Annotated in this window: 16 protein-coding genes, 1 tRNA gene and 1 pseudogene; 14 read left to right on the top strand and 4 right to left on the bottom strand. The window is 64.6% G+C overall.

What is annotated here, in order from left to right; translation table 11 throughout:
* Positions 1 to 66 precede the first annotated feature (66 nt).
* Both ACT9TC_RS10055 and ACT9TC_RS10060 read right to left on the bottom strand, forming a co-directional pair.
* Complete coding sequence (locus ACT9TC_RS10055; protein WP_458040383.1) at positions 67 to 1,020, bottom strand: L-lactate dehydrogenase; 954 nt, start codon at positions 1,018 to 1,020, stop codon at positions 67 to 69.
* A 51-nt stretch (positions 1,021 to 1,071) separates the two neighbouring features.
* Positions 1,072 to 2,469 carry an MFS transporter gene (locus ACT9TC_RS10060; protein ID WP_458040384.1) on the bottom strand — a complete coding sequence of 466 codons (1,398 nt, stop codon included), beginning with the start codon at positions 2,467 to 2,469 and terminating at the stop codon, positions 1,072 to 1,074.
* A gap of 200 nt (positions 2,470 to 2,669) precedes the next feature.
* On the opposite strand from ACT9TC_RS10060, the gene ACT9TC_RS10065 reads away from it, so the two are divergent.
* From ACT9TC_RS10065 to ACT9TC_RS10075, 3 genes and pseudogenes are all read left to right on the top strand, one after another.
* Positions 2,670 to 3,224: a DUF2231 domain-containing protein gene (locus tag ACT9TC_RS10065; protein WP_458040385.1), complete on the top strand. Its 555-nt coding sequence runs from the start codon at positions 2,670 to 2,672 to the stop codon at positions 3,222 to 3,224.
* Between the two features lie 30 nt (positions 3,225 to 3,254).
* A pseudogene (locus ACT9TC_RS10070) lies at positions 3,255 to 3,659 on the top strand (DUF2231 domain-containing protein); the annotation flags it as partial.
* 162 nt (positions 3,660 to 3,821) lie between these two features.
* Positions 3,822 to 3,912, top strand: a tRNA-Ser gene (locus tag ACT9TC_RS10075).
* A gap of 59 nt (positions 3,913 to 3,971) precedes the next feature.
* On the opposite strand, the gene ACT9TC_RS10080 is transcribed toward ACT9TC_RS10075, so the two are convergent.
* Positions 3,972 to 5,084, bottom strand: coding sequence for a tyrosine-type recombinase/integrase (locus tag ACT9TC_RS10080; RefSeq protein WP_458040386.1), 1,113 nt, complete (start codon positions 5,082 to 5,084; stop codon positions 3,972 to 3,974).
* Positions 5,077 to 5,655 (bottom strand): hypothetical protein, encoded by a 579-nt coding sequence (locus ACT9TC_RS10085; RefSeq protein ID WP_458040387.1) that lies wholly within the window; start codon positions 5,653 to 5,655, stop codon positions 5,077 to 5,079. Before ACT9TC_RS10085 ends, ACT9TC_RS10080 begins: the two co-directional genes overlap by 8 nt.
* Before the next feature lie 125 nt (positions 5,656 to 5,780).
* Here ACT9TC_RS10085 and ACT9TC_RS10090 point away from each other — a divergent pair, with 125 nt between their 5' ends.
* The 11 genes from ACT9TC_RS10090 (at position 5,781) to ACT9TC_RS10140 (ending at position 12,733) form a co-directional block, all read left to right on the top strand.
* On the top strand, positions 5,781 to 6,011 hold the full coding sequence (locus ACT9TC_RS10090; RefSeq protein ID WP_458040388.1) for a helix-turn-helix transcriptional regulator: 231 nt from the start codon (positions 5,781 to 5,783) through the stop codon (positions 6,009 to 6,011).
* Positions 6,012 to 6,051: 40 nt separating this feature from the next.
* Positions 6,052 to 6,516, top strand: coding sequence for a helix-turn-helix domain-containing protein (locus tag ACT9TC_RS10095; RefSeq protein WP_458040389.1), 465 nt, complete (start codon positions 6,052 to 6,054; stop codon positions 6,514 to 6,516).
* Positions 6,517 to 6,796: 280 nt separating this feature from the next.
* Positions 6,797 to 7,456, top strand: coding sequence for an AAA family ATPase (locus ACT9TC_RS10100; RefSeq protein WP_458040390.1), 660 nt, complete (start codon positions 6,797 to 6,799; stop codon positions 7,454 to 7,456).
* Positions 7,457 to 7,623: 167 nt separating this feature from the next.
* Positions 7,624 to 7,935 (top strand): hypothetical protein, encoded by a 312-nt coding sequence (locus ACT9TC_RS10105; RefSeq protein WP_458040391.1) that lies wholly within the window; start codon positions 7,624 to 7,626, stop codon positions 7,933 to 7,935.
* Positions 7,935 to 8,246 carry a glutaredoxin family protein gene (locus ACT9TC_RS10110; RefSeq protein WP_458040392.1) on the top strand — a complete coding sequence of 104 codons (312 nt, stop codon included), beginning with the start codon at positions 7,935 to 7,937 and terminating at the stop codon, positions 8,244 to 8,246. The genes ACT9TC_RS10105 and ACT9TC_RS10110 overlap by 1 nt, the downstream gene beginning before the upstream one ends.
* Positions 8,247 to 8,387: 141 nt before the next feature.
* Positions 8,388 to 9,176 carry a hypothetical protein gene (locus tag ACT9TC_RS10115; RefSeq protein WP_458040393.1) on the top strand — a complete coding sequence of 263 codons (789 nt, stop codon included), beginning with the start codon at positions 8,388 to 8,390 and terminating at the stop codon, positions 9,174 to 9,176.
* A gap of 121 nt (positions 9,177 to 9,297) precedes the next feature.
* Complete coding sequence (locus ACT9TC_RS10120; protein WP_458040394.1) at positions 9,298 to 9,552, top strand: hypothetical protein; 255 nt, start codon at positions 9,298 to 9,300, stop codon at positions 9,550 to 9,552.
* A 238-nt stretch (positions 9,553 to 9,790) separates the two neighbouring features.
* Complete coding sequence (locus tag ACT9TC_RS10125) at positions 9,791 to 10,006, top strand: hypothetical protein (RefSeq protein WP_458040395.1); 216 nt, start codon at positions 9,791 to 9,793, stop codon at positions 10,004 to 10,006.
* Positions 10,007 to 10,083: 77 nt separating this feature from the next.
* Complete coding sequence (locus ACT9TC_RS10130; protein WP_458042913.1) at positions 10,084 to 10,959, top strand: zeta toxin family protein; 876 nt, start codon at positions 10,084 to 10,086, stop codon at positions 10,957 to 10,959.
* Positions 10,956 to 11,516: a recombinase family protein gene (locus tag ACT9TC_RS10135; RefSeq protein ID WP_458040396.1), complete on the top strand. Its 561-nt coding sequence runs from the start codon at positions 10,956 to 10,958 to the stop codon at positions 11,514 to 11,516. Before ACT9TC_RS10130 ends, ACT9TC_RS10135 begins: the two co-directional genes overlap by 4 nt.
* A 152-nt stretch (positions 11,517 to 11,668) precedes the next feature.
* Positions 11,669 to 12,733 carry a M23 family metallopeptidase gene (locus tag ACT9TC_RS10140; RefSeq protein ID WP_458040397.1) on the top strand — a complete coding sequence of 355 codons (1,065 nt, stop codon included), beginning with the start codon at positions 11,669 to 11,671 and terminating at the stop codon, positions 12,731 to 12,733.
* Positions 12,734 to 12,890 lie beyond the last annotated feature (157 nt).

Consider the following 12,890-nt stretch of genomic DNA (forward strand, 5'->3'; position numbering starts at 1 on the left):
TCGGCGCGAGATGAGGACGTTTCGGCCCCGGACATCCTCTCGCGGCGCTGAAATACTCCGTGCGGGTCAGGCTCGCAGCGACTCAGCGACCGTGCGCAGGGCATCAGCCGAGTCCCGCAGCAGGTCGAGCTCGTGCGGCGAGAAGACCGTCTCGCGGATCGGCACCGCGCCGCGTGCGCTGACGATCGAGGGTACCGACAGGGCGACCCCGTCGATGCCGTGGAAGTCGCGCAGCACGGTGCTGACCGGCATCACCGCGTGCTCGTCGTTCAGGATCGCCTCGACGATGCGTGCGCTCGAGAGCCCGATCGCGTAGTTGGTCGCACCCTTTCCGAGGATGACCTTGTACGCGGCATCCCGTACATCGATCGCGATCGCGTCGAGCTCGTCCGGAGACATCCGCGGGTGTCCGGGCGACACCCAGTCGAGGATCGGAACCGAGCCGATCGTGGCCTTCGACCACAGGGGGAACTCGGTGTCGCCGTGCTCGCCGACGATGTAAGCGTGCACGCTCGACGTCGACACCCCGGCCCGCTCGGCAAGCTTCCAACGCAGGCGCGACGTGTCCAGCACGGTTCCCGAGGCGAAGATCCGCTCGGGCGGGAGCGCCGTGGCCTCCTGGGTCAGAACCGTCAGGACATCGCACGGGTTGGTGACGACGACGTAGACCGCATCGGGCGCCACCGACAGCAGCTCGGGCATCATCGTGCGCAGGATCCCCGCGTTGACCTCGGCGAGCTCGATGCGCGATTGACCCGGCTTCTGCTTCGCACCGGCCGTGATCACCACGACGTGCGATCCCTCGACGACCGAGAGGTCACTGCCGCCGATGACGTCGCTCGCGCCCGTGAACTGGGTGCCGTGCGCGAGATCGAGCACTTCGGCCTCGACCTTCGCCGTGGCGATGTCATACAGAGCGACGTGGCGGGCCGATCCGCGGATGAGTGCGGCGTAGGCGGTGCTCGCGCCCACGCTTCCCGCGCCGACGACGGTGAGTTTGGAGTTCTCGATAGCGCTCATGCGGTCAGTCTCGCAGGGGGCTGACCACAACGGCAGGGGTCAGCGCCGGAACTAACGGGTGGATTCGGATGACTCGTCTGCGACGGTTGCGGCGCGGGACGGATTGCGAATGCCGAGGAACGACACCGCGCCGCCGATCGCCATGAGCGCGGCCGTGACGATCGCCGCTCGGTGGAAACCGTCGAGGTCGAGCGATCCGCCGACGATCGTCGCCAGCAGCGCGATCACGATCAACCCGGCGACGCGCGAAACGGCGTTGTTCACGGCCGAGGCGATACCCGACCGTTCCGTGTCGATCGCTCCGAGAATGGCCGACGTCAGCGGAGCAACCGTCAGCGAGATACCGAGACCGAAGACCAGGATGCCTGGCAGTACCTGCGTCCAGTACGAGAAGTCTTCGCGAACGGTGAGAAGGAGGAGCGCGCCCGCCGCCATCACGAGGGGTCCGGCGGTCATGAACAACCGCGGACCCAGGCGGCCCGACAGAGCTCCCACCCGAGAGCTCAGCAGGATGAGCAGGATAGTCCCGGGCAGGCTCGCGAGCCCCGCGAGCGTCGCGCTCAGGCCGGCACCCTGCTGCAGGTAGACGCCGACGACGAAGCCGTTGAGGCTGAGCGCGCCGTAGACGAAAGTGGTTGCGACGTTGCCGGTCCAGAAGTTGCGGACGCGGAACAGATCGAGCGGCAGAATCGGCGACCGCACGGTGCGCTGGCGCAGCAGGAAAGCGATGAACAGGGCGAGACCGCCGATGCCCGGGATCAGGATGCCGGGGGACCCCCACCCCAGGTTCGGCTGCTCGATGAGGGCGAAGACGAACCCGCCGAGCCCGAGGGTGCAGAGCGCCGCGCCGAGCCAATCGATCGAGGCATCCGGTCGCCGAACGTCGCGATGCGTGAGGCGCGTCAGCAGCCAGAGCGTGATTACGATAGGCAGGACGTTGATCAGGAACACGAGTCGCCACGACAACAGGTCGACGAACACGCCGCCGATGACGGGACCCGTGAGCATGGCGCACGTCGTCAGGGCGGTCCAGATGCCGATGGCGCGGCCCTGGGCGGCGTCGCGGAAGGTCGAGGTGATGAGGGCGAGCGAGCTCGGCACGAGGAAGGCCCCTGCGGCGCCTTGGACCGCACGGGCGACGATCAGGACGATCGGGTCGGGCGCGACGGCAATCGCGACCGAGGCGATCCCGAAGCCGATCAGGCCGATCCGCAGCACGAGGATGCGTCCGAATGCGTCGCTCACCGAACCCGCCAGCAGAATGAGCGCGCCGAGGGTGATGAGGTAGGCATCCACGACCCATTGCTGGGTGGTGAGCCCGCCGCCGAGTTCGCGGTCGATTGCGGGGAGTGCCACCGTGACGACCGTGCCGTCGAGGAAGGCGACGAAGGACGCGAGGACGGCGACTGTCAGAACGAGGCGCTGTTGGCGGGTCATCGGGGCAGCCATGGGGACAACCTAACCCCGACTGGGCGGCAGCAGGCGAGTTCGCGGACAGATGTGGTGCGCGGCCGATCGCCCACGATGCGGCAGAACGGCGACCGTGTCAACCCCCGATGGGAACCCACGGGGTCGACCGTAATCTCGTCACCTCACCTGGCTTCGCTCCGCGTTGCTCGTTCGCTGCATGACTCGTCTCGGAGGCCCCGATGCACAGTCCACCGCGCCCCGTTGCCAAGTACCCGCTCACCCGGATCGCCGGCCCGTACGGTCACCCGTTTCATCCGATTGCCGTGATCATCCCGATCGGGGCGTGGGTGTCGAGCGTTGTGTTCGACCTCATCGCGATCACGCAGTCCTCACCCGCACCGTTCGTGATGGGGGCACGGATCCTGATCCTCATCGGGCTGATCGTCGCGGTCGTCGCCGCCGTCCTGGGGTTTCTGGATTGGCTGACCATCCCGCGCGGCACGCCCGCCCGAGCCACGGGCACGACGCACATGATCCTCAACCTGATCGCGATGGGCATTTTCCTCGCGAGCCTGCTTCTGCGCGGCGACATTTTCAGCGGCAGCGGCAGCGGCAGCGGCAGCGGCAGCGGCAGCTCAAGTGAAGGCGTCTCCACGTTGGCGGTCATCCTGAGCATCGGCGGCCTCGCGATCCTCAGCATCTCGGGTTGGCTCGGTGGCAAGCTCGCGCACACCTTCGGTGTTCGCGTCGCGGACGAGCAAACCCAGCGCGAGGGTCTCGAACCGTTGCCGTGAACCGAATCTTCACCCGCTCAGGAGGTACGCATGCCCGATGAAGACATCTCGCCCGCGAAGCGTCCGGCTACTGTTCTGGCTGGGCCCTACGGGCATCCGTTTCATCCGATCGCCGTGACGATCCCGATCGGCGCGTGGATCGCCAGCCTCGTCTTCGACATCATCGGACTCGTCTCGACCGATCCCGAGCCCTTCGCGATCGGGTCGCGTGTGCTGATCGTGATCGGCGTGCTGGGGAGCATCGCCGCTATCTTCTTCGGCGTGCTGGACTACCTACGAATCCCCGACCGCACGCAGGCCGCGAGTACGGCGACGTTCCATATGGGCCTGAACATCACCGTCTGCGGCGCATACGCCGTGCAGCTGTTCTTCCGCAGCACCACGGACGAGATCCCGGTCGGGACGTTTGTCGTCAGCATCCTGAGTCTGTTGGTGTTGAGCATTTCGGGATGGCTGGGCGGCAAGCTCTCCTACCGCTACGGAGTGCGGGTGGCGAGTGAGGTCAAGCAGGCCGAGGGCTTTCGCGGGGGAGTGAGGCGGGGTGCTGTGATTTCGTGCGATTGGCGGGTGGACCCGCGGGGACGTAAGCTATTCGGCGGTGACGTGTCCGAGCGGCCGAAGGTGCAACTCTCGAAAAGTTGTGTAGGGTGACCCCCTACCGTGGGTTCAAATCCCACCGTCACCGCCACTTCAAAAGCCCCCGAGAACCCCGTAATTACGCGGATTCTCGGGGGCTTTCTTGATCGATTAGCCGTCCTGTGGCAACGGATTGGCAACAGTTGAATCGAAACGAGCTTGATCGAGCGCCTGCGAAACGCGGTCAAGGTCGTCGTCGAACAGGTCCGCGTAGGTGTCCAGAGTCATGGCAGCGGAGGCGTGGCCCAGCATGCGTTGCACGGCCTTCACGTTCGCGCCAGCGCTTATCGCGAGGCTTGCCGCAGTGTGTCTGAGGTCGTGAGGCGAGATGACCGGGAACGTCGGATCGGCAGTTCGGGCTCGCTTGACAGCCGCAGCAAACCACCCGTCTTGAGATTGAGGAAGTCTCATGTGCCGGTAGCCGTCGCCGAAGACGATGTCATCAGCACGTTTGCCGCTGCACAACTGTCGGAGGTCCTCGGCAAGAAAGTTGGGGAACGGTACCGATCGGGACCTACCCGTCTTGGGAGACCCGACGTGTATCTCGGCGTTGACGAGGACGGCGTTCTCTTCGACGAACAGTCGACGCCGTTCGAAAGACACGTGCTTCACGCGTAGACCGGTCGCCTCGCCCCACCGGAGGCCCGTGTATGCGAGCAGGTTGATCAGCGTGGGGTAGCGCGCCGTGCTCGCGAGCTGCGTCACTTGACGATGTGTCAGGTAGGCGCGCGCTTTTCGCAGTTTTTTCGGGAGCTTTAGCTCTCGGGCCGGATGGATCGTGATCCGCCGATCGCGGACCGCGACGTCGAGGATGCTCGCCAGAACCCCATGCACCCTCAGCACGGTGGTGGCGCTGTGCGTGCGAGCGAGCGTTGACAGCCAGGTCTGCACCTCAGAGTGGCGAATGCCACCGACCGCGCGGTTTCCCCATTTCGGTTGCACGTGGATCCTCCACGCCGAATCGATCGACCGAAACGTGGACGGCTTCAGGTCTGAACGTCGGTTGGCGAGCCAATCTGTCCCGAGCGTGTCGACGGTGACCTTTGCGTCAGTGGGATTGACGTAGTCGCCGAGGGCTTTCGCTGTCTCGACGCTTCCGACGTACAGCTGAGCGTCTCGCTTCGTCGCGAAACCGCGTTTCTGGCCCTGCGAGCCGTCGGGACGTCGGTACAGGGCCCGATATCGCTTGCCGCTCTTGGTGTTGTAAGCGTGGACGCTACCCATCCGCCTGTCGGCCGGCGATGTAGCTCATGCCTTCGAGGCGTCCTGCGGTGCGGGCCTTGGAGATCCAGTCCGCGGCGGTGCGGTAAGGGACGTTGAGTTCTGCCTGAACGGCTTTGGTCGGTGCTTGCCCTGATAGAGCAGCGGCGCTGTAGATCAACTCAACGAGATCCATGCGCGCGTCCTTGTTGGCGCGTTGGCGGGCTTGTTCCGCCATCCACTCGGGGATGAGGCGACCTTCGGTGGTCGTGAGTTCGCTCAGGGGCGTTGGGTCGTTGCCGTCATCAAACGAGATTGCAATGCATGAAGGCGTCGCCGCTTGCACGATCTCTTGGACACGCACGCGGCGCAGCGCTGATCCGTTGATCTCGCCGTCCGGCTCGGCGATGACGACATTGACGGAGGTAACGCGATAGCGGCCGAGATCTCGGTCGAAGCGCGCCTGCACTGTCGTGTCGTATGGCAGGTCCGCCTCTTCGACGGTCGCCCGGAATGCCGGGACGATGCGTAACGCGGACCCGATGAGCAGGGTGGCGTCACGCCACGTGACGGGGTCGCCTTCGAGTGTTCGCACGTCGACTATCACCTCCTCAGTTTGCCTCTCCGCGTCACGAATGTGCATGTATAACCTTGACGCAGTCTGCCACATCTGATTCACTCTCGTCAAACCTTGTCGGGTATACGCAAAGGAGTTGGATCATGACGAGCACGACGAACACCACACGAACGGGACTCGCCCACACGTTCCTGAGCCCGGACGAGGTGGTGGCGATGCTGCCTGGCGTGACGAGAGGCAAGCTCGCGATGTGGCGATACGAGAAGAAGGGTCCGCAGTATCGGAAGCTCGGCCGGACCATCGTGTACGCGCTGGATGAGCTGGAGGAATGGGTCGAAGCGTCGGTTCGCAACGGCGCGTCCGAGGGCGTGTGAGTCGTGACGTGCATATGGATGCCGACGGCAGAAGTTGCCCATGAGCCTGAGCGCACGCAACTGGGCCTGGGAGACGGACAATCGTCCCAGGATCGCAACGGATGCACCGGCAGGGCCGGAGGATGTCCCGTGGGTTCCGCTATCACCCGCCGAGAAACTCGTGTTGCTGTGCCTCGCAGAGCTGGAGAGCGCCGCAGAGGGGTACGCATATCCGTCGTACGCGACGATCGCTCGCCGCACCTGCCTGAACGTGCGAACGGTGCAACGCGTCGTGAAGGTGCTTGGCGAGTCGGGACTGGTGCACATCGCACGCGACCGGCGGGTCGACGGTCGGTGGCTGTCGAGCATCTACCGGTTCCCCGCGGTTCCCGAGGAGTACCGCGAGAAGGATCAGGCGTGGATGCATCGCCGGAGATTCGCAGCAGCGAACGGCACTATCCACAATGTCGGCGCACCGTCCGATGGCCGGCCATCGCCGGGCCGCGTCCGGACAGGACACCGATAGGGCCGGCAGCGGGCGTCGGTCTCTTGTCCGGTCGGTATCGGCCTCACGCCGAGAGGGGTATCGGCGTCACGTCCCACGCCTATCGGTCTGGTGTCTCACTAGTAGTGAGAGATCAGGGAGGTGAACAGAGAAGGGAACACCGAACGGCAAATCCGCGGATCCTGGCTACCCGACTACGGGGAGGGACCGCTGGCGTCGAAACTCCGACACTCTCGAACCTCGGGACTTCCGTTCTCCGACACATCCCACGTTCCGAAGTTCGGCACTGCGTAGGCGCATCGTGAAGATCATCGCTGTAGCCAACCAAAAGGGTGGGGTCGGCAAGACGACGGTTGCGATGCAACTCGCGGCTCACCTCTCCAGGACGTATCGGATGCTGGTCGTTGATGTCGATCCGCAGGGTTCGACCACGTGGTGGGCGCAGAACATGGCCGAACACATTCCCTTCGACTTTGCTGACGACCACGACCCCGCGGTGCTCACTCGACTCCGGGATCTGGGTGATCTGTACGACCTCGTCGTCGTTGACACGCCCGGCAGCCTCGAGGACACACGCACGCTCGAAGCTGTCCTCGATGCGGCGGACTACGTCATCGTTCCGGTCGTCCCTGAGCCGATGGCGATCGACCCGACTGTCCGAACGGTTACTCGCCTGATCGAACCTCGCGGACTGCCCTACCGGGTGCTGCTGAACCGCGTTGACGGGCGTATCTCGGGCCAGTACCAGCAATGGCAAACGGTCCTGCAGAAGTCGTTCGGGTTGCCAACCTTCCAGGCCTACCTGCGCCAGTACCTGATTCACGCGCACGCGCCAATGCTCGGTCGGCTGGTAACCAACCTCACCGACACTCGCCGGACCGAGGGATCGATCGCTGACATCACGCGCGTCGGGTTCGAGCTCACGTCTTACCTGCCATCCGGACTGCACTCGAGGTGGTGATGATGGGCAAGATCGATCTCGCAGGACAACTTGGCGACGCCCGAGGGCGCGTCGCGTCACCTACCCCGCCGCCCGGGCGCGCAATGGCCAATGAGACGGCGGCGAAAACGTCTCCGCCCGCGCGGGGTGCGGCGAAATACGCCCGCCTCACCCGCAAAGAAACTCGGGTGCGAGAGGACCAGTACGTCGCGCTCACCCAACTCGCCCGCGCACTGATGCGACGCCGCACCGACCGTCAGGAGCGGATCACCGAGAACACGCTCGTCCGCGTTGCGATCGACCTGCTGCTGGCGAACGCGGATCAGCTTGTCGGTGACAGCGAGGACGAACTCCTGCGGTCCGTGACTTCGGAACGTACGCACTCTGGGACTTCGAAAGTTCCGAACTCTGCCGCTGCAGGAGCCCCGGACTCTGCAACTTCAGGAGTGCCGAGGATCGGGACGTCGGCTGTCGATGTAACGGCGCGGGGGCTGACCTGATGCTCTCCGTGACCGTCTACTCGACCGGATCGTCCTGCCAGCGGTGTCGGCTGACGATCCACAAGTTGGAGGCGACCGGCATCCGATTCACCGTCATTGACGTGACGGATGCGAACAACCTGGCCGCTCGCCAGTTCATCACCGAAGACCTTGGGTACAGCGAGGCCCCTGTGGTCATCGTCGACGATGAGCCACAGCACCATTGGTCGGGGTTCCGGCCCGATCTCATCGACCGGCTCGCCAGCGCAGGCACGACCCATTCGCCAGCAGCCCGTCCAGCTCCCACGTTCATGGCCAGGATCGGGCGGTGATGCCCAGTGGAGGAATCGGAGGAGGCGCGCGAGCGGACCCGTGAGTACAAACGGCAGTGGCGGCAGAACAATCAGGATCACATTCGCGAATACCGGAGGAACTATGACGCCGTGAACCGCGAGCGGATAAATCGGAGGGAGGTGGACCGCAACCGCCGCGCGGCGGAGCAGAAGCGGCGTGAGGAAGAGCGCCGCGAGAAGAACGCGAAGAAGGCCCGCGACTATTACCACGCCAACATCGAGCAACGCCGTGCGTACCAGCGTGACTACCTTGCTCGACGCAAGGCCGCAGATCCCGACGCGTATCGCGAGGAGCGCGCACGTGCGAACGCGGAGTGGCGTGAGCGGCATAGAGAAGAACAGTCGGCGAAACGCCGTGACAAGTATCGGGACGACCCGGAGCAGAAGAAGGCAAACGCGCGCCGCCACTACGAACGCAACGCCGAGCAGATCAAGGCGAGAAGGCGCGAGTACTACGCGGCAAACAAGGACCGCCAACTCGCGGCGGCTCGCGCCTGGAAGGCACGAGAACGCCGCCGCATCGAGGCCGGGCTTCCACCGCATAGGCGACACCGCACAACATCCATCGAACGCGACACCAACCTCGAGAGCGCCACGCTGTTCTTCGCGCGGTATCGGGAGGCGGATGCGGTCGCTGCCCTCCGCGACGAAGGTCGCACGCCGCAACGTCTCCTCGACGAATGGCAACGCGATTGTTACCGCGCCCGCACCGCCCACTACGCCTACCGCAACCCCGAACTCCGACACGATGTTGCGGGCCGGCTTTCCGCCGAAGAGCAACGCATGGAGGACGTCGCGCGCGAGATCAATGCACGGCTCCGGATCGGCGAACGCCGCGCCATCGAGCGAGCAGATGCCGCCCGACCACACGCCGGCCCGAACTCTCAGAGGGAAGGAATGGGGCGATGATTCCTCCCCATGCGCGTCGTTGGTGTGATCCTCACGTGAACTCACGAGTTAGCCCTGTGCATCGCGGGGAACGAGAATATTGGCGCAGCCGCTTCTGCAAGCACGAAACGAAGGGAACAGCATGATCGATAGAACCGACGTCGAAGCGACCATCACGCGCGTTGCAGTTGCGGCCTTCACCTACTACCCCGAGCGCGCGACCGAGGAGCCGGGCTACACCCTCGGCGAGGATGTCGCATGGTGCATCAAGCCACTCGTCGGCTTGCAAGGGCCAGAGCGCGGGGCGTGGCGGTTGCGCATCGCTGGACTCATCACCGATCCCACCGCCGACCGGCGCGCATTCATCAGAGACATCACCTCTCTCACACGTCAGTAATCCCTTCGACCTGTGATCCGCGATCGTACGCGACGGCGCGCGGCCGTCAAGGGCGCTTCGCGTCGCGTCGCGACACGGCTGGCGCCGTGCCCCTGACAACCGCACACCGCCGCGAGGAAGCTAGATATCACGGCGAAGGACAGGAACGCCGAAATACCGCCTTCAGCCTTTTCGGTTTAGCCAGCTAAACTCGCGCCAGGAGGCGGAGAACATGGCGGCTGGCCAATCTGCATGGCGCGTGAACGACGCCATTGCGTACGACGAGATGCGTGAGCGTGCCAGCGCGCTCGCGTCTCAGCTTCTTCAGCGGGCCCAACAGAGCGGTGCGTCGGTGGACTCCGTTATCAGCCTTCGGGCGCAGGCCAACGCCGTCGATGGGTTCGATCGTGCGGCTGTGGACCGGCTCACGGCTGAACTCGAATCACGCGGTTCAAACGTCGCGAGCAACACGTGAGCGACGTCGCAGCCGGGCGCAACAGAGATCCCCTCAACGAATACGAACGCACTATCGAGCCGCTACTTTTCCCACCCGTGGATGGGGATGCTTCACCTCACCTCACTCTCATCGCTGGGGGGCCGGGGAGCGGCCGGGGACGAGCAATCGCGCGTGCGCTCGAGGTCTCGCCGACCGCCACGGTGCTCTCATCGACTGAACTTCGCGCCCTTCACGCTGCGGTCGTAGCGACGGGCGCTACATCGACTGCGAGCGTGAACGCGGATGTTGCTGAGTGGCTGCGTGCGGCGATCTCCCATGCCCGTGAGGTGCGACGCTCTCTCATTGTCGAAGGCGACTTCCGCACGCCCGTCGCGGCGCTGGGTGTCGCAAAGCAGTTCCTCGATGCGGGCTACCAAGTGCAAGCGGTCGTTGTTTTACCCCGGCGTGCAGAATCATTGCTTGCTGTCGCGTCGGCACACTTTCGGCAGATCCAACGGACAGGTGATGCCGTCGAGGCATCCGTCGCTGACCACGATGCACGTTGGACCAATGTCCGCGACGTGCTGGCCGCTGTTTCCGCCGAACCGAGCGTAGAGGTGACGATGCTCGACGGGTCCGGAAACGTACTGCCCGTCGATTCGATCGACTCGTTCAATCGCGGCCGCGCCGGCGGACCCACGAAGCGAGCCGCAGTCGAGTGGCTGGGAGAGCTGCGCCGCATCACAGACTTTGCCCGCTCGCTACCGCCGCGAGCCACAGACCTTGACTTCCTCATCGAGTTGCATCAGGCGGCTCTCCGCCAGGTCGTCCCGGCAATGAACCTGCCCGCGAGCTCGACCACAGGCCCACAACTTGAGTCTCGGCTTGCGGCCGCGGCACAGTCGCTACGGCGTCAGCGCGCGGCATTGCCCACGAGCGAACCCGTGACCGTGCCAGAACCCGGGCTAGAGCTCCCTGCGATCGGCCGATGACAGCGCATATCGTCGGCTACACGCGTGCGCTGCACGACGCTGCTTCTGTCGGTGAGGACTCGGCCGTGCTGAAAGCGCACGGCGCCCAGAAAGTCTTCGCCGATCTGGGGAAGGGGCATCCGCGCGACCGGCCCGAACTCAAGGAGTGTCTGGCGAGACTCCGCGCGGGAGACACCCTTTTGGTGACGAGCGCAGCACGCATCTCCCACACCCTGAACCACTTGGTCGCGACTCTTCGGTCGCTGGATGATGGATCGATTGTCTTCCGCTCCATCGCCGAGCCCGTTCTGGACGTCACCCCTACTGCCGTTTCCGGTGCAAGCAGCTACCTGATCACACTCGACGATGTGCGCCGTGCCATGCTCGGGGACCGCGTCCGGGCCGGTCTCCGCGTAGCCTCAGCGGAGGGTCGCCGTCCAGGTCGGCCTTCGGTTATGACCTCCGAGAAGATCAGCATCGCTACCGAGCTGCGATCTCACGGTCGTTCGATTCCCCACATCGCAAACGTCGTCGGGGTGAGTCCGAGCACCGTTCGCCGCGCGCTCAACGCGATCTAACGGGGACGATCGGGAGCGTGACCTCAGTGCTGTCTCGCGGCCGTCGCGGCACCAGAACGCATACGACCGGTGCGACTTGAGGTGACCGACACGAAGATGGGCGCAGCTGGCCTCGTCCTCGTCATCGTGCGCGGCTTCTTGTCGTCGCCATCATGATGGGCATCATTCTGTTCGTTCTGTCGCCCGCGGCTGCCTGCGGAGCCGGAACTGGGACGCGTGTCAACGTCGACGCGATGCTGACGGAACCCGTAGCCGGCTATGACTCTGATCAGCTCCTCAATGCCGCCTACATCATGAATGCAGCGATCGATCTTGGGCTCGATCGCGACGCACAGGTACTCGGCGTCATGACAGCGATGGGGGAGTCCAGCCTCGTCAACATCGAGTACGGCGACTGGGAAACCAACGGGGTCCGCAACCCTGACGGTTCTCCGACGACCTCGATCGGCCTCTTTCAGCAGCAAGACAGCTGGGGAACTCCGCAAGATCGGATGAACCCCACCACTGCGGCGACCCTCTTCTACAACCGGCTCGTCCTTGTGGAGGGGTGGTCAACGATGGAACCCACACTCGCCATCCACAAAGTCCAACGCAACGCCGATCCCTTCCACTATGAGAAGTACGGCACTGCGACCGAGCAGATCGTCACGGCCCTCTCCGGAGCCGTGGGAACGTGCGCGACCGGTGAACTCGTATATCCGCTCGCGGACGGCTACAACATGACCTCCGACTACGGCCCGCGCGAGATCAACATCCCCGGCGCGACCAACTGGCACGTCGCGATCGACCTCCAGCACTGGCCCAACAACTGCAACGATCCCGTCTACGCGATCCAAGAAGGCCGGGTCACCTATACCGGGGACTTCCAGGTCACGATTAAGCACCCAGACGGCTACGACCTCGGCTACCTCCACATGTGGCCGAAAGACGTCATCGTCTCTGTCGGAGACGATGTGACCGCGGGACAGCCGATTGGGGCCGTCGGCAATTCCGGGCCCTCGGGCGGGTGCCACCTGGACCTACGCATCAACGTCGCCGGCAACGTGAACCCCCAACTCGACACCCTCGTGCGCTCGCAAGACGAAGGAGCCTTCGCGCAGTACGTCGACTTCGTTAACCCAGAAGCGTTCTACGCGCTCTACGGGATGGAACTCTGCGGCGGTGCCGGCGAATGTAGAAGGCCCCCGATCGACGGTACTGAGCTACCGATCAGGTGACCTTCATGACGCAAACCAACACCGCCACAGCACACTGTGGAGCCGTTTACACGGCGCAGCACATGCGGTTCTTTGACCTTTCCGGCTGGCGAGAATACGTCGGCTCTCGCGACTCCGTTCCCACCATCGCGGACGCGCCCTCCAGGCTTATTTCGCC

The sequence above is a fragment of the Microbacterium sp. HM-570 genome (assembly GCF_054165885.1).